Annotated in this window: 22 protein-coding genes; 9 read left to right on the forward strand and 13 right to left on the reverse strand. The window is 65.7% G+C overall.

From position 1 onward, the window contains the following. Positions 1-13: 13 nt before the first annotated feature. Positions 14-595: a TlpA family protein disulfide reductase gene (locus QQ977_RS15510; protein WP_285926683.1), complete on the reverse strand. Its 582-nt coding sequence runs from the start codon at positions 593-595 to the stop codon at positions 14-16. Next, a complete protein-coding gene (locus tag QQ977_RS15515) occupies positions 592-1,308 on the reverse strand; it encodes an SCO family protein (RefSeq protein ID WP_285926685.1) in 717 nt (238 codons plus the stop codon). The genes QQ977_RS15510 and QQ977_RS15515 overlap by 4 nt, the downstream gene beginning before the upstream one ends. Positions 1,309-1,566: 258 nt before the next feature. On the opposite strand from QQ977_RS15515, the gene QQ977_RS15520 reads away from it, so the two are divergent. Continuing rightward, a complete protein-coding gene (locus QQ977_RS15520) occupies positions 1,567-1,869 on the forward strand; it encodes a hypothetical protein (protein WP_285926686.1) in 303 nt (100 codons plus the stop codon). 14 nt (positions 1,870-1,883) lie between these two features. On the opposite strand, the gene QQ977_RS15525 is transcribed toward QQ977_RS15520, so the two are convergent. The 5 genes from QQ977_RS15525 to QQ977_RS15545 all read right to left on the reverse strand — a co-directional run bounded on the left by QQ977_RS15525 (position 1,884) and on the right by QQ977_RS15545 (position 5,874). Next, the gene (locus QQ977_RS15525) at positions 1,884-2,627 is read right to left on the reverse strand and encodes a hypothetical protein (protein WP_285926687.1); all 744 of its coding nucleotides are present in this window, start codon (positions 2,625-2,627) and stop codon (positions 1,884-1,886) included. Positions 2,628-2,655: 28 nt separating this feature from the next. Beyond that, positions 2,656-3,348 carry a hypothetical protein gene (locus tag QQ977_RS15530; RefSeq protein ID WP_345783342.1) on the reverse strand — a complete coding sequence of 231 codons (693 nt, stop codon included), beginning with the start codon at positions 3,346-3,348 and terminating at the stop codon, positions 2,656-2,658. A gap of 63 nt (positions 3,349-3,411) precedes the next feature. After that, complete coding sequence (locus QQ977_RS15535; RefSeq protein WP_285926689.1) at positions 3,412-3,822, reverse strand: hypothetical protein; 411 nt, start codon at positions 3,820-3,822, stop codon at positions 3,412-3,414. Next, positions 3,819-4,598 (reverse strand): hypothetical protein, encoded by a 780-nt coding sequence (locus tag QQ977_RS15540; protein WP_285926690.1) that lies wholly within the window; start codon positions 4,596-4,598, stop codon positions 3,819-3,821. Before QQ977_RS15540 ends, QQ977_RS15535 begins: the two co-directional genes overlap by 4 nt. Before the next feature lie 229 nt (positions 4,599-4,827). After that, on the reverse strand, positions 4,828-5,874 hold the full coding sequence (locus tag QQ977_RS15545) for a DNA-methyltransferase (RefSeq protein WP_285926691.1): 1,047 nt from the start codon (positions 5,872-5,874) through the stop codon (positions 4,828-4,830). Between the two features lie 119 nt (positions 5,875-5,993). On the opposite strand from QQ977_RS15545, the gene QQ977_RS15550 reads away from it, so the two are divergent. Next, positions 5,994-6,083, forward strand: coding sequence for a hypothetical protein (locus QQ977_RS15550; protein WP_285926692.1), 90 nt, complete (start codon positions 5,994-5,996; stop codon positions 6,081-6,083). Between the two features lie 95 nt (positions 6,084-6,178). On the opposite strand, the gene QQ977_RS15555 is transcribed toward QQ977_RS15550, so the two are convergent. Beyond that, a complete protein-coding gene (locus tag QQ977_RS15555; RefSeq protein ID WP_285926693.1) occupies positions 6,179-6,769 on the reverse strand; it encodes a winged helix-turn-helix transcriptional regulator in 591 nt (196 codons plus the stop codon). Between the two features lie 271 nt (positions 6,770-7,040). Between QQ977_RS15555 and QQ977_RS15560 the strand changes: the two genes are divergently transcribed. Beyond that, positions 7,041-7,421, forward strand: a complete 381-nt coding sequence (locus QQ977_RS15560) for a TlpA family protein disulfide reductase (protein WP_285926694.1) — start codon at positions 7,041-7,043, stop codon at positions 7,419-7,421. A gap of 54 nt (positions 7,422-7,475) precedes the next feature. On the opposite strand, the gene QQ977_RS15565 is transcribed toward QQ977_RS15560, so the two are convergent. Beyond that, a complete protein-coding gene (locus QQ977_RS15565; RefSeq protein WP_285926695.1) occupies positions 7,476-9,767 on the reverse strand; it encodes a thioredoxin domain-containing protein in 2,292 nt (763 codons plus the stop codon). 93 nt (positions 9,768-9,860) lie between these two features. Between QQ977_RS15565 and QQ977_RS15570 the strand changes: the two genes are divergently transcribed. Both QQ977_RS15570 and QQ977_RS15575 read left to right on the forward strand, forming a co-directional pair. Next, a complete protein-coding gene (locus QQ977_RS15570) occupies positions 9,861-10,547 on the forward strand; it encodes a PHP domain-containing protein (RefSeq protein WP_285926696.1) in 687 nt (228 codons plus the stop codon). Next, the gene (locus tag QQ977_RS15575; RefSeq protein WP_285926697.1) at positions 10,544-11,641 is read left to right on the forward strand and encodes an asparagine synthase C-terminal domain-containing protein; all 1,098 of its coding nucleotides are present in this window, start codon (positions 10,544-10,546) and stop codon (positions 11,639-11,641) included. Before QQ977_RS15570 ends, QQ977_RS15575 begins: the two co-directional genes overlap by 4 nt. A gap of 74 nt (positions 11,642-11,715) precedes the next feature. On the opposite strand, the gene QQ977_RS15580 is transcribed toward QQ977_RS15575, so the two are convergent. Then, a complete protein-coding gene (locus tag QQ977_RS15580) occupies positions 11,716-12,219 on the reverse strand; it encodes an amino acid-binding protein (RefSeq protein ID WP_285926699.1) in 504 nt (167 codons plus the stop codon). Positions 12,220-12,326: 107 nt separating this feature from the next. Here QQ977_RS15580 and QQ977_RS15585 point away from each other — a divergent pair, with 107 nt between their 5' ends. The 4 genes from QQ977_RS15585 to QQ977_RS15600 all read left to right on the forward strand — a co-directional run bounded on the left by QQ977_RS15585 (position 12,327) and on the right by QQ977_RS15600 (position 15,622). After that, entirely contained in the window at positions 12,327-12,938 is a 612-nt protein-coding gene (locus tag QQ977_RS15585) for a hypothetical protein (RefSeq protein WP_285926700.1), read from the forward strand. A 93-nt stretch (positions 12,939-13,031) separates the two neighbouring features. Beyond that, positions 13,032-13,949: a CBS domain-containing protein gene (locus QQ977_RS15590; RefSeq protein ID WP_285926701.1), complete on the forward strand. Its 918-nt coding sequence runs from the start codon at positions 13,032-13,034 to the stop codon at positions 13,947-13,949. Positions 13,950-14,048: 99 nt separating this feature from the next. Then, complete coding sequence (locus QQ977_RS15595; protein WP_285926702.1) at positions 14,049-14,948, forward strand: thiamine-phosphate synthase family protein; 900 nt, start codon at positions 14,049-14,051, stop codon at positions 14,946-14,948. Continuing rightward, a complete protein-coding gene (locus QQ977_RS15600; RefSeq protein WP_285926703.1) occupies positions 14,945-15,622 on the forward strand; it encodes a class I SAM-dependent methyltransferase in 678 nt (225 codons plus the stop codon). Before QQ977_RS15595 ends, QQ977_RS15600 begins: the two co-directional genes overlap by 4 nt. Before the next feature lie 31 nt (positions 15,623-15,653). On the opposite strand, the gene QQ977_RS15605 is transcribed toward QQ977_RS15600, so the two are convergent. The 3 genes from QQ977_RS15605 to QQ977_RS17295 all read right to left on the reverse strand — a co-directional run bounded on the left by QQ977_RS15605 (position 15,654) and on the right by QQ977_RS17295 (position 17,983). Further along, the gene (locus QQ977_RS15605) at positions 15,654-16,058 is read right to left on the reverse strand and encodes an acyl-CoA thioesterase (protein ID WP_285926704.1); all 405 of its coding nucleotides are present in this window, start codon (positions 16,056-16,058) and stop codon (positions 15,654-15,656) included. Positions 16,059-16,223: 165 nt separating this feature from the next. Then, complete coding sequence (locus QQ977_RS15610) at positions 16,224-17,273, reverse strand: tyrosine-type recombinase/integrase (RefSeq protein ID WP_285926705.1); 1,050 nt, start codon at positions 17,271-17,273, stop codon at positions 16,224-16,226. Continuing rightward, positions 17,270-17,983 (reverse strand): PadR family transcriptional regulator, encoded by a 714-nt coding sequence (locus QQ977_RS17295; protein WP_345783343.1) that lies wholly within the window; start codon positions 17,981-17,983, stop codon positions 17,270-17,272. The genes QQ977_RS15610 and QQ977_RS17295 overlap by 4 nt, the downstream gene beginning before the upstream one ends. Positions 17,984-18,066 lie beyond the last annotated feature (83 nt).

Here is an 18,066-nt window from a genome sequence, read left to right on the forward strand (position 1 = left end):
AGTGGACCATTGGTTAGTTCGACTCGTCGGTCGGTTCCTCGATCGCGGCGACGGTACCGTCGACGGCGTCGACGAGTTCCTCAACCGTCTTCCGGCCGGTATTGTTCCAGTGGACGTCCCCCGCGCCGTCGATGACGACGGTTTCCGGGACGCCCGTGACACCGTACCGTTCGAACAGGTCGACGCTCTCGTCGCGACCGACGGACCAGTCGCCGTCGTAGTCGGCCCACCACTCGGCGAGTTCTGCGTTCTCGATGCTGCGTTCGTGCGTCACCGACAGGAAGCGAACGTCGTTGTCGTCGTCGAGTGCTGCTCTCGCCTCGGCAAGCACCGGCATCATGTCCTGACAGACGCCACAGGTCGTCATGAAGAAATCGAGGACCATCACCTGTCCCGGCTGTGGGACAGCCATCGTCCCGGCCTCGCTGCCCGGCGCGTCGACCGTCTCGATCTCGATCGGATCGTCGCTGTAGTCTCCCCTATCGGCGTCATCGCCACCGTCGCCGGCCGACGGCAGCCCCTGTGTTGCGACGACGCCACCGCCAGCGAGCACGGCCAGGCTGCCGACGCCTGCGATGAGATCGCGCCGTCTCATCCCTCGACCACCGTCCCGAGGTCGTCGCTGATCGTCGACCACTCGACGCTCGTCGCGTTCGGATACGCGCGTTCGACGATCCCGTCTTTGTTGACGAGCAGGATCAGGTTGTAGTGGACGATGTCGTACTCGCCCTCGAGGTCGTCGCCATCGTCGTCGGTCTCGTTGTGGTCGTGGTCCTCCAGGGCCTCGTTTCGCAGCGTCAGCCCGAACTTCTCGTCGAGGATGTCCCGTGCCTCGAAGAAGTTCTCCGGACGCAGGAAGTGCCAGTTACCAGCCTCGAGGTCGACGTCCTGTATCTCCGCTTCCTCACGGAGTGTGTCTTCGGTGTCTCTGTCCGGATCGAACGTCATCGCCAGAAAGGCCGTTTCGTCGGCGTACCCGCCATCGATCGCGTCGTGTTGTGCGTGAGCGAGCCGCGAGAGCAACATCGGACACGAATCGTCGTGGCAGTTCGTGTAGATAAACGTCAGCAAGAACGCGCGCTCGCCCTCGAAGCCCTCGGTCGAGACCTCCTCGCCGAGCAGCGGGTCGGGAAGCGAAAGCGACGGAAACTCGTCGCCGTGGGTGGGATGGGTGGAGGCACTCAGGTCCTGTTCCGGCGGCCCGAGTACCGTCCGACTGGAGCCCACGCCGGGGACGGTCTCGAGACAGCCTGCGACGCCGGCCATACCCGCGATCCCGAGCGACCGAAGATACGTACGCCTGTCCATGCCCGAGGGATATGGAGCGAACGAGCAAAGGCACATTGGTTCGTTCCTCAAAACTGAGCCGTCGTGACGGTGGGTGGTGGCCTCGCTCGTTCGTGCGTCACGGCATCGGGAACACCGGCCACGGATGGATACAATACTTGAGAGTGCCCAATATTGTGTTTGATGTACAATATTACAGGAGTTTTGGTACGATCGTCGAAAACATCGGGAAGTGGCCAAAAGGTTTTATGACAGCTGATGGAGTGATTAACGGTACCGATGGGGAGGACCGTATACGCGTGCAGTGACGGAACGTACTACGGAGACGTACAGGTCTGGGAACGATTCGAATCTGGAGCGTGGCAACCGTGCTGTTGGGACGACGACTCCGGCACGGAGTGGGTCGTAACGAGCGACGGCGACTTGCTCACTCTGCTGCCTGTCTCGCGCGCTGACCTTCCCAACCGGACGGGCGTCGAACGCGTCGCAGCCGGCGTCGTCGTCACCGGAGACCGAAACGTTCCCGATCGGACACAATCCTCGTCGGCCCGCCCGTTCACCGTATCGGCGAGCGATCGCTAGTCGTCGCGCCCGACTCAGTTTTCGGTTTCGCTCGACCGGTTCCGGTCGGGCATCGTCGAGTGTCGCGTCACGCTCCGAACGTCCGGTCGCTCCGATGGCGGCGGCGCTATCGTCGAGTACGTCGTCGGGTTCCGCGACGAATCCGCTCCGGACGGAATCCAGTCGTCCTCTTCGCTCGCCTCGTCACCGCCGCCGTCATCGTCGCCACCGTCGTCGGTATCGCTCGCCACCGTCTCGAGTCGATCACGGAACCCACGGACGTCGTCGCCGAACTTCTCGAGCGTCGACCGCACCGTCTCCCGAAATTCACCCTCGAGGTCGTCGACCGCCCCTTCGTCGGTCTCGGCCCCGTCTTCGGTCTCCGTCCTCGGCTCGTCGGCCGTCCGTTCGTCGACCGCTTCTTGGAGGGTCGAAAGCGACTGTCGTCGCTCGGACTCGTCCTCGCTGTCGGCGAGTTTGGCGAGCGTGAGGAGCGCACGGAGCGTCGCGACCCGTTCGCGCTCGCCGTGGACGATAGCTTCGGGAATCGACGCCGGCTCGCTCCCGTCCGACAGTTCTGCCAGTCCGAGCGCGGCGAGTAGCTCGTCGGCGTCCGTCGTCTCGAGGAGGTCGCTGGCGTCGTCTGCGGTCTCGTGCAGACCGTCCTCGAACGTTTCGTGAAGTTCGTCCTCGCTTGCATTTCCAGGTGTCGGCACCGACTCGAGAGCCGCCTCCGCCTCCGCGAGCAGGTCGCTCGCCCGTTCGTCTACTCCGGTCACGGCTCGGTCACCTCCGGCAATCGGGCGATCACGATTCCTCCGTGACCGTCTCGACGATCCGGTCTGTCATCTCCTCTCTGCTGAGGTTCGCTTTCACGCCGACATCTTTCGCGACCGACTGCAGGTCCTCGTAGGACATCACCTCGAGGAAGTCCTCGAGGGTCTCTCGTCGGAGGTTCTCGAGGTCCTCGACGGCGGTCTGGTCGTCTGCGTCTCCGGCTTCGGCCTCGGCTTCGACCGCGGCCGACGTATCCGCGTCCGGCTCTGGGGCGTCGGATTCGCCGGTCTCATCCTCCGTCTCGGCGGCTTCGGCGTCTTCCGTCGCATCCTCGCGTTCGCCGGTCGGCACCGCATCGGTCAGTTGCTCGCCGAGGCCACCGTCGTCACCCAGAGTCCGCAGGAGCGACCCGACCGTCTCGCTGGCACCGAACCCGCGGACGGCATCTCGGATCGCCTCGAGGACGGCCTCCTTGAGGTCGGCCAGAATCGCTCGCAGTCGTTTCTCCTGTTCGAACCCTTCCGCAATCGTCGCGTGAGCCTCCCGACCGATCTCTCTTCCCAGCTCGCGGCCGAGCCGTTCGCCGAACTCGCGACCGACTGACGCACCGACTTTCGCCGTGTCAATCTCTGCTTCGAGACTGCCGTCACCGAGGAGGTCGCCGACGTCGAGCTGGTTGGTCACTTCCTCGGTGACGACGTCGGTCAGGTCGGAGTCACTCACGGTGACCACCTCGAGCCGGAGTGCGACTGAACCGGCGTGTCGCTCGTGGAGTCTCGCATCGAGTTACCCCTCGTTGCCGTCGTCTTCGGACTCCGATTCGTTCTCCTCGCCCCCGTTTCCGTCGTCCGCGTCGGCTTCCGACTCGCGTTCCTCCTCGTCGGATTCGTCCGTTTCGGCCTCGTCGTCCGGCTCTTCCTCGACGTCTTCTTCGGGTTCGGCTTCGCTTTCCGCTTCGGCCTCCGCCTCTCCATCGCCGAGAACCTCCTCGACGAGCGTCTCGCTGATCGTCCGGCCGAGCACCTCGCCGACCGCCCGTCCGACGATCTCGCCGACGATGCCGCCGATCGTCTCGCCGAGGTTCTCGTCGTCTTCGAGCTGGTCTTCCCACTGGGTTCCCTCGAACAGTTCTTCGACCTCGATTTCGTCGGCGATCCGTTCGTAATCGAGTCGCTCTACTAACGTTTCGTCGCTCATGACTGGGCCTCGGCCTGTTGATCGCTCTCTGATTCCGGCTCCTGTTCCATCTGTTCTTCCGCGTCAGCTCCCTCGTCGGTCGCCTTGCTCGCAGTCGACTCGGCCTGTTCGACGAGCTGGTTGATCGCCGTCTTGACGACCGTCGCAACGACCTGCTCGAGCGGCAGGGCCGCGATCGCCCCGCTTACTTTCGCTCGGATCCATCCGGTTATCGAGGAGACGACGCCGCGCAACCGGTCAGCGATCGCGGAGAGGACCCCGCCACGTGCCCCATCTTCTCCATCCTGTTCGGCTCCGTTCGCTTCGCCGCCGACGCCAGGAAGCACGCCGAGGAGTCGATCCGTCACGCCACCGAGCAGCGACCCACCGCCGCCGAGTAGCCCGGACACCGCAGACAACAGGTTCCCGAGCAGGTTCTTCTCGCCCGGCCGGGCCGACACGTCGAGGTTGACCTCGTTCAGGGTGACCTCGAGACCGAGCACGTCGAGGAACAACCCGTCGAGATCGAGGTGAGCGACGCCAGCGGTGTCTTCGTCTTCGTACGTCGCTTCGGCGTCGGTGCCGTGTTCGTCGGAATCCATCTCCGTCTCGTCGTCCGTTGTCGGCTCTTCACCTTCCGTCTCCTCGCCTTCCAGCTCGTTCCCTGCCGTCGTCTCGTCGTCTCCCGTTTCCGATTCGCCGTTCTCCGTTTCTGCCGTCTCCACTTCGTCGCCCGACTCGTCGTCGCCGTCTTCGGAAGACGCCGTCTCTCCCTCGCTCGTACCACCGTCGGTCACCAGTCGCCGAGTCGGGCTCGACAGAAGAGGCGTCGCGCGCCCACCTGTGACGTCCCGAGGCCCGGCCCACTTGGAACCCGGACGGTCGTGATTGCGTTCGTGTTCGCTATCCATGAACGAAAACCAACGATAGATACGACGAGCGAGCGTGTGGGAGTTCGGCTTGCGTGTGCTGCAGTCGCACGGCCAGTGGCCAGCAGCACCGACGAAGGGCTCGCAGCCGTCGCTATCAGGCCCGCTCGAGCGGAGCGTGCTCGAGTCGGTATCCCGACGGCGTCTCCCGGACGGCCTCGACTTCCCGGAGTCGGATCTCCCGTTCCATCTTCGTCATCACGGGAAAGTCGTAGTGTTCGGCGTCGTAGCCCAGTTCGTCGCCGTCCGCGCGACGCCGACTGACGAACGCGCGGTGATCCTCGAGTCTGGTCTGGGCCACCGACCGGGACAGTTCCACGACGTCTCCGACCCGGTCTTCGAACACCGAGACGAACTCTGACTCGAGTTCGTAGCCGACCGAATCGCGAGCGCCACACATCGCCGCGAGCGTGGTCGTCCCGGTCCCCCAGAACGGATCGAGGACGGTGTCGCCGTAGGCCGAGTACATACAGATCAGCCGGTACGGGATCTCGAGGGGGAACGCGCCGGATCGCTCCCGCAGGTCGTCTCGCTCGAGTGCCTGCAGTTCGCCTCTGACGTCGGTCCAGACGTCCGAAAACCAGCGGTTGCGCTCCTCCCAGAAGTACGCGGCCTCGTAGCGGCGGTCGACACACGGCTCGAAGCTGCGACTCTCCCCACCCTTGCGAAAGACCAGCACGTACTCGTGTTCCAGCGTGACGTAGGCATTCGGCGGCAGGGTGCCGCTACCCATGAACTTCGCGGCGCTGTTTGCCGGCTTGCGCCAGAGGACGTCGGGGAGGGGATCGAATCCGCGGCGTTCGAACGCCTCGAGGATCCGGGCGTGGTTCGGATAAACGCGAAAGCTCCCGTCGACGGTCCGGGTCGCGTCGCCGACGTTGATGCAGGCGATGCCGCCGTCGACGAGTACGCGCTCGAGTTCGTCCCAGACGCGGTCGAGCTGGGCGTGCATCGTCTCGAACGCCGCCTGCCCGTCGCCGGCCTCGAGTGCCTCCTCGACGGCCGGGTCGAACTCGGCGAAGAGCTCGTCCCAGAGCTCGATCATCGGGTACGGTGGCGAGGTGACCACGAGTTCGATCGAGTCGTCTTCGAGTTCCGACAGTTCCCTCGAGTCGCCGACGACGACGCGGTGGGACGTCTCCATTGGGCTACAGTGTCGCCGTCATCCCCTTAGGTGCTTCCGTTGACTCGTTGGGAATCCCCAGCGTTCTCCATTAAGCGATCGCAGATCTCGAGGGAGCGGACCCGGCCGAGCTACCGCCGATGTACGACTGCATAGATGGGATGCTCGAGAACCTCTTTTCGCATCCTCCCGCACCGACGCACAGATGGAGATCGAGTTCACCTATATGACATACCGGATTGCTATCGAGCAGGACGGGACCGCGACGTTCGTGAGTGCAGAATGAGTTCCCCGACTCGAGACGGCACGCCGCTTCGAGTGACACTCAGGCCGACTCCGAGAGGCTCGCGTACCGCTCTTCGAAGCTCGAGCGACAGACCGGACAGCAGAAGTGGTATCGCTCGCCGTCGATCACGACGGAGTCGCCGTTGCTCGTGACGGGGTTGCCACACTCGGCACACTCGAGTGCGAGGTCGGCGTCGCCGACCGAGGGCGACCAGCGCCGTTGCTCGATCAGGTGGATCCGGTAGGACTCCACAGCCTCGAGGTCGACTGCCTCCCCGAGCAGCGCCCGAGCCCGGGTCGGCTGGACGGTCGCGACCGCGAGCAGCCTGCTGTCGGCGGTCTCGATGACGTGTTCGACCCAGTCGGTCTCGGCGAGTTGTGAACTGACCCCGTCGTCGGCTCCCGGCTGGAGGTCGAGGTCGACAAGAACCTCGACGCCGTCGGTGATCGTCGATCGATCGAGGTCGACGGTGAACCGTTCGATGACGCCAAGTTCCTCGAGGCGGTCGATCCGATCCGAGACCGTCGGCGCCGACCGGTCGACGCGCTCGGCGATGTCGCTGTATGGTCGGCGCGCGTCCTCGACGAGCAACCGGAGGATCTCGAGGTCCGTCTCGTCAAGCGTGCTCATAACGGACGTTAGGAGAGCCGTCGCTTACGACTTTCGTCCGCGAAGCCAGGTCGCTTTCGCGTCGCCGGAGCCGAAACCGATCCTTTCGAGACGGTACGCACCGGTTTCCGAACCGTATCAGCCTCTTACTAATATCGGATCCGGTGAACGTTCGTCACGTATCCCTGTCACCCTGTGCCCATCACCGTCCACGTTCCATTCCCTCCCCCCTACCCCCAGACGACAGGGATACAGGGCCGATTTTTATGCCTCCCGCGTCCAAACACCACGTATGGCTCTCGAAACCATGCGGCCGACCCCGACGTGGGACGCCGTCGCCTACGAGGACACCGTCGAGGTACTCGCTGCCCACCGCGACGAACTCACCTACAAGATCTGGGGCGGCGACTGGTGTAAGGACTGCCGCGCTCTGTTGCCCGACTTCGGTGCCGCACTCGAGGCCGCCGACGTCCCGGACGAGCGCATCGAGGAGTTCGCCGTCGATCGGGACAAGCAGGGCCCGGGCGTCGAGGCGTACGACGTCGAGTACATCCCGACGATCGTCGTCGAGCGCGCAAACGGCGAGGAACTCGTCCGCTTCGTCGAGGAAGAGGACCGTCCGCCGGCCGTCTGGCTCGCCGACGAGATCGAAGCAGCGCTCGAGACGGCCTGATCGTCGCGTTCCGTCGCTCTCTTCTACCGGCCACCGTAACCACCTCTCGAGCGGCTAGAAGCCGAACGGTCCGTCCTCGGTCTCGTCCTCGTCCTCGTCCTCGTCGCCGGCCGTGTCGTCGCCGTCGGCGTCCGTCGGGTTCAGCCACTTGGCCTCCGTCTCGTCGTCTTCGGCGCTCTCATCGACTTCGTCCTCGTCCTCGTCCTCGTCCTCGTCCGCCGGATCGACCTCGCCGATCCATTCGAGCGCCGCTTCGACATCCTGAACGGGTGGCGAACACGTCCGAGCCCGACAGACGTACAGCGTCGGCTCGCCCTCGCGTGCCTCGCGGTCGGCCCAGATCGTCGGTGGCTCCTCGAGGTCGAGTGCCTCGAGCCAGTCCTCGAGTCCGTCCGCAGTCGGCGGTCGACGCGCGAGCAGTCGGTCGGGGAGGTAGGCCTCGCCGAAACGGTCGCGCCACCCCCGGGGAAGCTCCGCCGCGGCGACCGTGATCTCGAGTTCGCCCGCGTTGTACTGGTCGGCGGCGAGACAGAGCGTGACGAACGCCAGCGGACTGCCCTCGAGGCGGTCGGCGTGAGTCTGCAAGACGGTGCCGGCGACTTGCTCGAAGTCCGCGTCGGCGAAGTGAGACAGCGAGAGCAAGACGTCGACGGCCACGCCGGTCGAAGACGGCGTCGAGGCGTCGTCGAGCTCCTGGGGTCGAGTGACCAGCGACTCGCCGCTCTCGGGGGTGAAATACAGCGTCCCGGCCTCGGGATCGAAGAACTCGGCCTCGATCGCCCGGGCGAGTTCGAGCGCGAACGCGAGGTGGTCGACGTTGCCTGTGGCCTGGTAACAGTCGAGTGCCCCGCGGGCGAGGAACGCGTAGTCCTCGAGGTAGCCGTCGACGGCGACGTCCCCATCCTTGTACCGCCTGTTGAGCCGGCTCGTTTCCGCGTCCCAGAGCTGCTCGCGGACGAACTCGAGGGCGTCGACGGCCTGGGCTACGTAGGCGTCATCGCCGAGGACGATCGCGCCCTCCGCGAGCGTCGAGATCATGAGTCCGTTCCAGCCCGCGAGGACCTTCTCGTCGCGGGCGGGGCGGGACCGCTCTTCCCGAGCGTCGAAGATCTCCTCGTGGGCCGACTCGAGTCGCCTCTCGACGTCGCTCTCCTCGAGGTCGAGGACGTCCGCGAGGTCCGCGATCGAGGTCGTGACGTTCAACACCGTATCGCCCTCGAAGTTGCCGTCTTCGGAGATGCCATAGCGGTACCGGAACAGCTTCGCGTCGGTCTCGTCGTCGACGGCCTCGGTTACCTTCTCGGGCGTCCAGACGTAGAAGTGTCCCTCCTCTTGCTCGCCCTCCTCGTTCTCGTTTCTGGCGTCGAGCGTGCTGAAGAAGCCGCCGTCCTCGTGGGTCATCTCGCGGTCGAGGAATTCGAACGTTTGCTCGACGACTTCGGCGTAGCGGTCGTCGCCGGTGAGCTGGTAGCCGGCGAGAAACGCCCGCGGGATCTCGGCGTTGTCGTACAGCATCTTCTCGAAGTGAGGCACCGTCCACTGCCGATCGACGCAGTAGCGATGGAAGCCGCCGCCGACGTGGTCGTAGAGTCCGCCGTTTGCCATCGCATCGAGCGCGTCGGTGACCGTCTCGAGGTACGCCTCCTCGCCCGTCCGGTCGTAGGTGCGAGCGAGCGCGTGGAGCCGTGACGTCTGGGGGAACTTCGGCCCGCTCGAGGCCCCGAAGCCGCCGTATTTGGGGTCTGCGTCGTCGTTCGCTTCGCTGGCGGCCGTCTCGAGGACGCCGCTTGACGGCGGCGCACCACCGCGCATTGCCGACGGCGTCGACTCGAGGCGGTCTTTCGTCGCCTTCGTCCACTGGTCGGCACGCTGTTCGACGTCGTCGCGTCTGTTCTCCCAGGCGTCGGTGACCTCTTCGAGGACCTCGAGGAACCCGGGAACGCCGCGTTTGCGACGTTTCGGATAGTAGGTACCGACGAAGAAGGGTTTCCCCTCCGGCGTGAGCCACACCGAAAGCGGCCAGCCGCCCTGTTCTGTCATGATCTGACAGACGGTCATGTAGATGCTGTCGATGTCCGGGCGTTCCTCCCGGTCGACTTTGATCGGGACGAAGCTCTCGTTGAGCGTTTCGGCGACCTCCTCGTCGGCGAAGCTCTCTTCTTCCATGACGTGACACCAGTGACACGCCGAGTAGCCGATCGACAGAAAGATCGGAACGTCGTGTTCGCGGGCCCGTTCGAGGGCCTCGTCGTCCCACGGCTGCCAGTTGACGGGATTGTCCGCGTGCTGGCGGAGATACGGGCTCTCCTCTTCGTCTAAGCGATTTCGCTGGGTCGGAGTTTCCATGCCGGACGTACGGACGACGGCGGGAAAAACACAACGGGAACCGCCGAATTGCGGATCGAGCCGTTTTTGATCGGTCATGGCGTCGATACGACTGTGCTGTCGGTCGAACTCCACGTGCACTCGTCGCTGTCCTACGACGGCAGAGACTCGGTCGATCTCATTCTCCAGCAGGCCCGGGCCGTCGGGCTCGACGCCGTCGCGATCACCGACCACGACGAGATCGACGCCAGTCTCGCAGCGGTCGAACACGCCCCGGCGTACGGGCTGGTTGGGATCCCGGGAATGGAGATCTCGAGCAAGGCGGGTCACGTCCTCGGACTCGGGATCGAAGAGACCGTCCCCGCGGGCCTGCCCTTCGGCGAGACGATCGCGCGGGTCCGAGAACAGGGCGGTATCGCCATCGTCCCGCACCCGTTTCAGGAGTCACGCCACGGCGTGTTGGCGAAGATCTCCCGCGAAGAACTCGCGCGGGCCGACGCAATCGAGGTCTACAACTCGCGGCTGCTCACCGGCCGCTCGAACCGCCAGGCAGAACGGTACGCTCGCTCGCGAAACCTCCCGATGACCGCAGGCAGTGACGCACACGTCAGCGAGATGGTCGGCCAGGCGGTGACCCGGGTCGGCGCCGACGAGCGAGACGCCGACGCGATCCTCGAGGCGATCGCCGACGGTCGGACCGCCGTCGAGGGCAAACGCACCCCCTGGCACATCAGCTTCCGACAGGCCGCCGGCGGGGCGAAACGACGGGTGAAAAGCCGCGTGACGGAGCTGTTCGAATGATTCGTGGTACCGGCCCCGAAACCGTCCGGAGCGCTCTCGAGTCCGGCGACCCCCTGCCGGGTACGACGGGGTTCGCCGGCGAACTCGATGGCCGGCTGGTGCGGGACGTTCTCGGGCGCGTGCCGCTGTACCTCGAGGACGAGGCCAGCCTCGCCCACGCCGACGACGGGCGCGTCTGGGCGTTTTCCCCCGCCGAACTCGCCGATCCCGTTCCGGTCCCCGCAGGTACCGTCCTCGAGGACGACGGCCGAACCCGCGTCTGGGAGCTTCCGGCCCCCGAGCCCGAAGCCGACCACGAGCGCGCCCTCGAGGCCGTCGATCAGGCGATTCGGAGCGCGGCGGCTGTGACCCCGGACGACGTCGCGGTCGCGTTCTCCGGCGGGATCGACTCGGCACTCCTCGCGTCCCTGCTCGACGCCCCGCTTTACGTCGTCGGCTTCCCCGACAGCCACGACGTCGAAGCGGCCCGGACCGCCGCCGAGGCGATGGGACGTGACCTTACGGTCGTCGACCTCGAGCCCGCCGATCTCGAGCGTGCGGTACCCCACGTGGCGCGGGCGACCGGACGCACGAACGCGATGGACGTCCAGATCGCACTGGGGCTGTATCTCGTCGCCGAACGCGTCGCCGACGACGGCTTCGATCGGCTCGCAGTCGGCCAGGGAGCGGACGAATTGTTCGGCGGCTACGAGAAGGTCGCCCGACTCGATCACCGCGTCGAGGCCGACACCGTCCGGGGGGCGGTCCGCGAGCAGATCCGGACGCTTCCCGAGCAGTTGCCACGAGACGTCTTAGCGATCGAGGCGGCCGGGATCGAGCCCGTCGCGCCCTTTCTCCACGACGTGGTCGTCGAGGCTGCACTCGCGTTGCCGACCGAGTTGCTCATCGACGACGAGACGCGAAAGCGCGGCCTGCGACTCGTCGCGAGGGAGTATCTGCCTGCGTCGGTCGCCGACCGGGACAAAAAGGCCGTCCAGTACGGCAGTCTCATCGCTCGAGAGCTCGACCGGCTGGCTCGCCAGGCCGGGTACAAACGCCGGATGGACGATCACGTCACGAAGTACGTCCGGTCGTTGCTCGAGAAGTCATACTGACTGCTGTACGTCCATACCGGGGCAACCGCAAGACAGGGTGCGGTTGCCCCGGTACATAGTTACAACAATCCGTATCACTGTAGCTCGATCTTGCGGACGAACTCGAACTCCCGGAGTTCGGTGATGAGCTCGCCGGGCAGCGCCTGGTCGGTGACGAGATAGAGTCGCGGGTCGTCGGTGAACTCGGGGTCCTCGCTGATCGTCTGGCGGATCGAGACGTCGTGGTCGGCGAGCGTTCCGGTGACGGCGGCGACGATCCCCTTTCGGTCGGCGTCGATCGGTTCGATCGTCAGCACCGTCAGATCGAGCACCGGCGCGAGGTCCATCAGGCTCGGCACCTGCGAGATGTTCTGGAAGATCCGTCTGAGTTCGGGATCCTCGAGGATGGCGTCCGTCGTCGAATCGACGACCCGGCGGTCGACGTCGATCTCGCGGGCGATCCCCGTGTTGGGAATCTCGATGCCGCCGGAGACGACCCGCCCCTCGTCGTTGACCGAGAACCCGCGCTCGAGCAACAGCCGGATGACGGCCTGCTGGCTGGGTGACCCCTCGAACTTCTCCATGATCTCGTCGAACATCGCTTGGATGGTATACGAGCGCCGTCGTATAATCCCCGGCGATCGGCGACGAGAGCGTCGATCGCGTCTGACGGACGTTTTTGAGGGGCCGGATCCATCCGACGGGTATGCATCCACTCCGGAGCTGTGACTTCTGTGACGCCGACGCCGTCGGGACGTTCGAACTGCTCCCCCCGGAGCTCGAGCCGAGCGAGGACGAACAGCGACGCGTCGTCCTCTGTGCTGACTGCAAGCCGCGTCTGGAGGCATTACTCGAGCCCTTACTCGCCCGTGCTGGCGCGGGATCTGAAGACGGGGGCGGAGATGGGGACGAAGACGGACGTGATCGATCGAATGCCGACATCGACGACAGGACGGGAGAAAGCGACGCAATCACGCTCGAGAACGACCGGAGCCACGTCGTCCCGATCGAAGGCGACGAGTCCGACTCGAACGACGCCGGAACCGACGACGTCGATCCGGTCGGCGACGACGGCGACGACGCCGACGCGGAAGACGCCGGTGACGATCCGTCCAACGGTTCCGATCGACCACCGAACGCCTACGGCAAGGCGCTCCGACTGTTGCGAAACCGTGAACTCCCGATGGACCGACGCGAGTTCGAGTCGCTCGCAGCCGGCGCGTACGACCTCGGGGACCACGAGGCCGAGTCGATCGTCGACCACGCCCTCGAGCGGGGGGAGCTGGTCCAGGACGGCACTCGACTCCGTCGTCCCTGAGCCTGGCTCCGCTCGCGACCGCCGAGTAGCAGGGCGTCGACGTGATCGAGTTCGGGGGCGGTACTATGACCCGGGCCGGCGTACGGAGCCTGCATGCACGACACGATCCCCGTCACCGAGGTGATGGTCACGGACGTCACGACGGCTCCCCCCGACAGTACGGTCACCGAAGCCGCCGAACGGATTCGCGATCGGGACGTCAGTTCGATCGTCGTCGTTCGCGAGGGTGCGCCCGTCGGCATCGTCACCGAGGGCGACTTCGCGAGACAGCTCTGCGATCGCCGGGACCTCGGCGACGCCCGCCTCGAGGACGTCATGTCCGCGCCACTGACGACGATCGAACCGGACGCCGCCGTCAGCGACGCCGCCGATCGACTCCGCACGAGCGACGTCGAACACCTGCCGATCGTCGACGACGGCGACCTCGTCGGCATCGTAACGGCGGCGGAGCTGTCGTATTTTATCCCCCAGCTGCTGCGTCCGCCGATCACACACGAGTCGGAGCCGCCGAAACGCGTCGTCCGGACCGACACCCAGTACGAACGCGACGACTGGACGTTCGAGTACCACGGCGCGGACGAGACGACCGTCTCCGTCGGCGACGTCGCCACGTTCTCGAAGACGGTCACCGAGGCCGACGTCGAGTCCTTCGCCGACGTCACCGGCGACACGAACCGCCTCCACCTCGAGGAGCCTTACGCCGCCGAGACCCGCTTCGGTCGCCGGATCGCACACGGCGTACTGGCACTCGGACTCGTCAGCGCGTCGCTGGCTCGGCTGCCGGGACTGACGATCTACCTCTCCCAGGAGGTCAGCTTTCGTGCTCCCATCGACGTCGACGAACGCGTGACGGCACGCTGTGAGATCGTCGACGACCTCGGAGAGTCGAAGTTTCGCGTCGCGACCGCCGTCGTCGATTCGGACGGAGCCGAACTGCTCGAGGGCGAGGCCGTCGTGCTGGTCGACGACCTGCCACCGGCGGACGTCCTCGAGGAGGTACCGGCGGATTGAGTGCCGTCTCGAGCCGAACGCGAGGAGGGTTCGGTGTCGTACACAGCTGAAGGCAGTCCCTACAGTTATCCCGGACGGACGCGTAACTGAACCCAACGGATGAAATTCGTCGAAGAGATCGTCGTCGAGGAGTTTCTCCCGACTGTCAGGTCGCTGCTCGCCGGCGAGTTACGCGAACGAGGATTCACCCAGCGAGAAGTCGCCGACGTCCTCGGGATCAGCCAGAGCGCCGTCTCGAAGTACGCCCACGGCGACGTCAGAATCAACGACCGCATCGCCGAGGACGATCGCGTCCGCGAACGCATCGAACACCTCGCCGACGGGCTCGCCTCGAGCGACGTGACGCCCGTCCAGGTGCTCATCGAACTCGAGGTGTTGATTCGAGAGCTCGAAGCCGGCGGCGACCTGCTGGCTCGCCTCCACGAAGACTCCGTCCCCGAACTCGCCGATCACGGTTCGACGTTTCGCGTCCACGATCCGGACAGCGAGGTACGAACCAGCGAGCGCGTCCTCTCGTCGCTGCGACGCGGACTGCGCGTCCTCGAGAACGCGGGCAGTTTCGCCTCGCTCATCCCGGCCGTGGGATCGAACCTCGTCGCCTGCATTCCCGACGCCGAGGACATCGACGACGTCGCGGGCGTTCCGGGACGGATCTTCGACGTCAGGGGGCAGGCGACGGTCCCCGGCGGTCCCGAGTTCGGCGTCTCCGAACACGTCGCGACCGTCTTACTCGCCGCACGAGCGGCCGGGAGCGACGCGTCGGCGGCCGTCAACATCCGGTACGACCCGGAGCTACTCACGGCACTTCGCGAACGAGGACACGTCCTCGCGGAGTTCGACGAAACCGACGACGTCGACGCGAGCGTTCGGGCAGTCATCGAAGCCGAGCCCGACGCGACGGTGTTGTACCAGACCGGCGGCGAGGGAATCGAACCCATCGTCTACGTCCTCGGATCCGACCCGGAGTCGGTCGCGGAGACGGTCCGATCGCTGCTATGAGCGCCTCGTCCAGTCCCGAAGACGCACAGGCGTTTTACGGTCGCTGGGCTCGCCTCTATGACTACCTGGCGCGGTTTACGCCCGGCATCGCGTCGCTCCGGCGGCGAGCGGCGGCCGCCTGTCGTCTCGAACCCGGCGACACCGTCGTCGAGATGGGCTGTGGGACGGGTGCGAACCTGCCGTTCCTGGCCGAGGCTGTCGGCACCGACGGCAGCGTACTCGGCATCGACTTCACTCGACCCGTCCTCGAGCGCGCTCGCGAACCCACCGCCGACGTCGAGAACGTCCACCTCGTCCGCGGGGACGCGACAGAACCGCCGGTGGCCGACGACGTCGACGCCGTGCTCGCGACGTTCGTCGCCGGAATGCTCCCCGAACCCGCCGCGGCGGTCGCGGACTGGTGTGACCTCGTTTCTCCAGGTGGGCACGTCGTACTCGTCAACGCCGCCCGAAGCCGACAGCCGTACGCGCCGCCGATCAACGCTCTCTTCCGTGCCGTCGTCGTCCTCTCGACGCCGCCAACGACGAAACTCCGATACGAAGACGATCCGACCCGTCGGCTCGACGCACGAATTACGGCCGCACACGACCGGCTTCGCGACCGGGCCGACGCGATCGCCGACGAACGCCACGCGCTCGGGGTCGTTCGGCTGACCGGCGGACGAATCCCGTGAGCCCGATTCGCCTCGAGATCTCTCGCCCGGGCTACGACTCGAGACCGTCGTGCTCGCGGATTCGCTCGCGGATCTCGTCCGGGATCGGTGACGGTCGTTTCGTCTCGCGGTCGACGAACACGAGCGTCGTCTCGCCGGTCGCAACGCTCTCGTCGTCGGCGCGTACGTCGTAGGTCATCGTCGCGCTCGTCTCGCCCAGCCCGGTGACTTCGGCGGCGACCGTGAGGTCGTCGTCCATCGTCACCGGCCGGCCGAAAGAGATCTCGAGGGTCGCGAGGACGAAGTTGTACTCGTCGAACGCGAGTCCGAGCACCTCCTCGGCGTAGGCCGCGCGGGCTTCTTCCATGTAGCTCGCGTAGACGGCGTTGTTGACGTGATTCAGCGTATCCAGGTCGCGGTAGCGAACCGGGACGTCGACGGTGATCTCGTCTCCCATGTGTCCCGGCGACGGTGCCGGCGTCAAAAGCGACTGCGGTTCGACGCCGACGGAAGACGAGAGAAACGCCCTGCTCCGGGCTGGTGGATCCGAAACGGGACGTCCGAGAACGGGCGCGACGGGCCTTGACCCCCGCGCTTGCTGCCAGTTTCGTAGTTTCGTGATTCATTGTGAACGCTGAATCTCTGTCCATCGTCGATCTGCTTTCTCGCGCTTCGAGGCGCGGTCGTAGTGCTTGTCGAGAATGTCGGTGGAGGCGTCGAGACGATCCGACACGATGCCACGGGCGATACCGTCGTTTCTGTACTTAGTCACCCGCGCTTTCCGGATATCGTGCGGTGACCGCGACGACGGGCACTTACAGGCCGTGTTGCGGGTCGTCATCAGACACGTGTCCGGGTCCTCGTCGTGTGGACACTCCTCGCCGATTTTGCAGGGGATTGTCCACCTGTATACCGTGTTTCGGAGGGTCGACGGCGAGACACGACCCTGTGCGGTCGACACCAACGGGTGCCGGCCGTGTTCGTCGGTAACCTCCTCTCGAGGACCGTCAATGTAGTCCTGAAGCGTCTGTGCTACCCGGTCGCTGATCCGGTTGACGCGCTCGCTCGCCTCGTCGTTCTTCAACGGCGTTCCGGTCTCCGGGCGGTGAACGAACCTAATCGACGGCTTTCGTCCATCGAGTTCGCAATCCTGGACGTCGAGTGCGCGAATGCCACCAAGCCGAGCGCCGGTGTGCCACATCAACAGGATCGAAACGTGGTCCCGACTCGCGTACTCGTACCGATCGAGGTACTCGAGAAGCGGCGGCACTCGCTCCGGAACCATCGAACTGTCGCTGACTTCCTCGCCGGGCGAGAGACTCGGCAGCGGGACCTTCAGATACAGGTCCTCGTGAACGGCCTCGATCTCGCCACAGAACCGGAGGAACGAACGAATGGTGGTCAGCACCGAGTGAACCGTCTTCGGGGCGATCTCCTCGTCCTGACCCTTGGAGTAACCACCTTCGCGACGCCACACCCGGAAGTGATAGAGGTCACGGCCGGACAACTCGTTCATGTTGTCGATGCCGGCCTCCTCGCGGCACCACTCGACAAACGCTCGAAGGTGGCTCTTGTGCGAGGTACGCGTCCACTCGGCCGAGTCGTTGCGCATCGCCTCGAGGTGAAGATCGACGGCCTCCTGGGGACTGATCGGCTCGAGGTCGTCGCTCACTGCTCCTCACCCCAGTTCGTCGGGCGACCCTTCGGCCCAACGCCCATGCGCGAGTCCTCGGCGTCGTCGCGCTCGAGCAGGTGGTCGGAAACGTCGGTCTGGATAGCGGTTCCCGAACGCTGCCGTGGCTCGTGGTCGGCGAAGTGGTGCTCGTCGACGCGGGCGGCGAGGTCGTCCATCGACGCCAGCAGTTCGCACAGGACGGCGTTCTGGTAGCGCAGTTCCGTCGCGATCGCCTCCATCGCCTCGGTCTGGCGCTCGAGGGCGTCGGCCTGGCGCTCGAGGGCGTGGAACTCGTCGCTCATGCGTCCTCCGTCGGTCATCGCGACCGACAGTCCACAGGCGTCGACGAGTTCGAGTGCGCGCTCCTCGAGCATCGCTTTCGCCTCGTCGGTGAGGGTGTAGCTGTTCGTCCGGTCGTCGAGTTTGGCCTTCTCGACGAACCCGGCCGCAACGAGGTCGTTGAGGTTCGGATAGAGGTAGCCGCCCGCGACCTCGCCGTGGCGGTCCTCGAGGGCGCGCCCGATGGCCATCCCGTAGGGCGTCTCGTCGGTGCGCTCGAGGCGGGCGATCGCCGCCAGGACGTCGCGCTGGAAGCCGGTGAGATCTCCCCACGCGGTGCCGCCGTCGGCGACGAGTCGCTGGTCGGAAACAGTCGATGCCGCTGGTCGGTCGGGGCTTTCAAGGCCCCGTGAATCGTCGTCGTACATGGCTTGCGTACCATCCCTACGCGAGCCGCGCGGACCCGGTGTCCCAAGCACCGGTCCGCATTTTACTGACGGACCCAACGGAC

Source organism: Natrialbaceae archaeon AArc-T1-2 (assembly GCF_030273315.1).
Classification (GTDB): Archaea; Halobacteriota; Halobacteria; order Halobacteriales; family Natrialbaceae; genus Tc-Br11-E2g1.

Bases quoted from the DNA above. Each gene is read 5' to 3' on its own strand.
- QQ977_RS15510 (WP_285926683.1), bottom strand. From the start codon at position 595: ATGAGACGGCGCGATCTCATCGCAGGCGTCGGCAGCCTGGCCGTGCTC.
- QQ977_RS15515 (WP_285926685.1), bottom strand. From the start codon at position 1,308: ATGGACAGGCGTACGTATCTTCGGTCGCTCGGGATCGCGGGTATGGCC.
- QQ977_RS15520 (WP_285926686.1), top strand. From the start codon at position 1,567: ATGGGGAGGACCGTATACGCGTGCAGTGACGGAACGTACTACGGAGAC.
- QQ977_RS15535 (WP_285926689.1), bottom strand. From the start codon at position 3,822: ATGAGCGACGAAACGTTAGTAGAGCGACTCGATTACGAACGGATCGCC.
- QQ977_RS15545 (WP_285926691.1), bottom strand. From the start codon at position 5,874: ATGGAGACGTCCCACCGCGTCGTCGTCGGCGACTCGAGGGAACTGTCG.
- QQ977_RS15550 (WP_285926692.1), top strand. From the start codon at position 5,994: ATGTACGACTGCATAGATGGGATGCTCGAGAACCTCTTTTCGCATCCT.
- QQ977_RS15555 (WP_285926693.1), bottom strand. From the start codon at position 6,769: ATGAGCACGCTTGACGAGACGGACCTCGAGATCCTCCGGTTGCTCGTC.
- QQ977_RS15560 (WP_285926694.1), top strand. From the start codon at position 7,041: ATGGCTCTCGAAACCATGCGGCCGACCCCGACGTGGGACGCCGTCGCC.
- QQ977_RS15565 (WP_285926695.1), bottom strand. From the start codon at position 9,767: ATGGAAACTCCGACCCAGCGAAATCGCTTAGACGAAGAGGAGAGCCCG.
- QQ977_RS15575 (WP_285926697.1), top strand. From the start codon at position 10,544: ATGATTCGTGGTACCGGCCCCGAAACCGTCCGGAGCGCTCTCGAGTCC.
- QQ977_RS15580 (WP_285926699.1), bottom strand. From the start codon at position 12,219: ATGTTCGACGAGATCATGGAGAAGTTCGAGGGGTCACCCAGCCAGCAG.
- QQ977_RS15585 (WP_285926700.1), top strand. From the start codon at position 12,327: ATGCATCCACTCCGGAGCTGTGACTTCTGTGACGCCGACGCCGTCGGG.
- QQ977_RS15590 (WP_285926701.1), top strand. From the start codon at position 13,032: ATGCACGACACGATCCCCGTCACCGAGGTGATGGTCACGGACGTCACG.
- QQ977_RS15595 (WP_285926702.1), top strand. From the start codon at position 14,049: ATGAAATTCGTCGAAGAGATCGTCGTCGAGGAGTTTCTCCCGACTGTC.
- QQ977_RS15600 (WP_285926703.1), top strand. From the start codon at position 14,945: ATGAGCGCCTCGTCCAGTCCCGAAGACGCACAGGCGTTTTACGGTCGC.
- QQ977_RS15605 (WP_285926704.1), bottom strand. From the start codon at position 16,058: ATGGGAGACGAGATCACCGTCGACGTCCCGGTTCGCTACCGCGACCTG.
- QQ977_RS17295 (WP_345783343.1), bottom strand. From the start codon at position 17,983: ATGTACGACGACGATTCACGGGGCCTTGAAAGCCCCGACCGACCAGCG.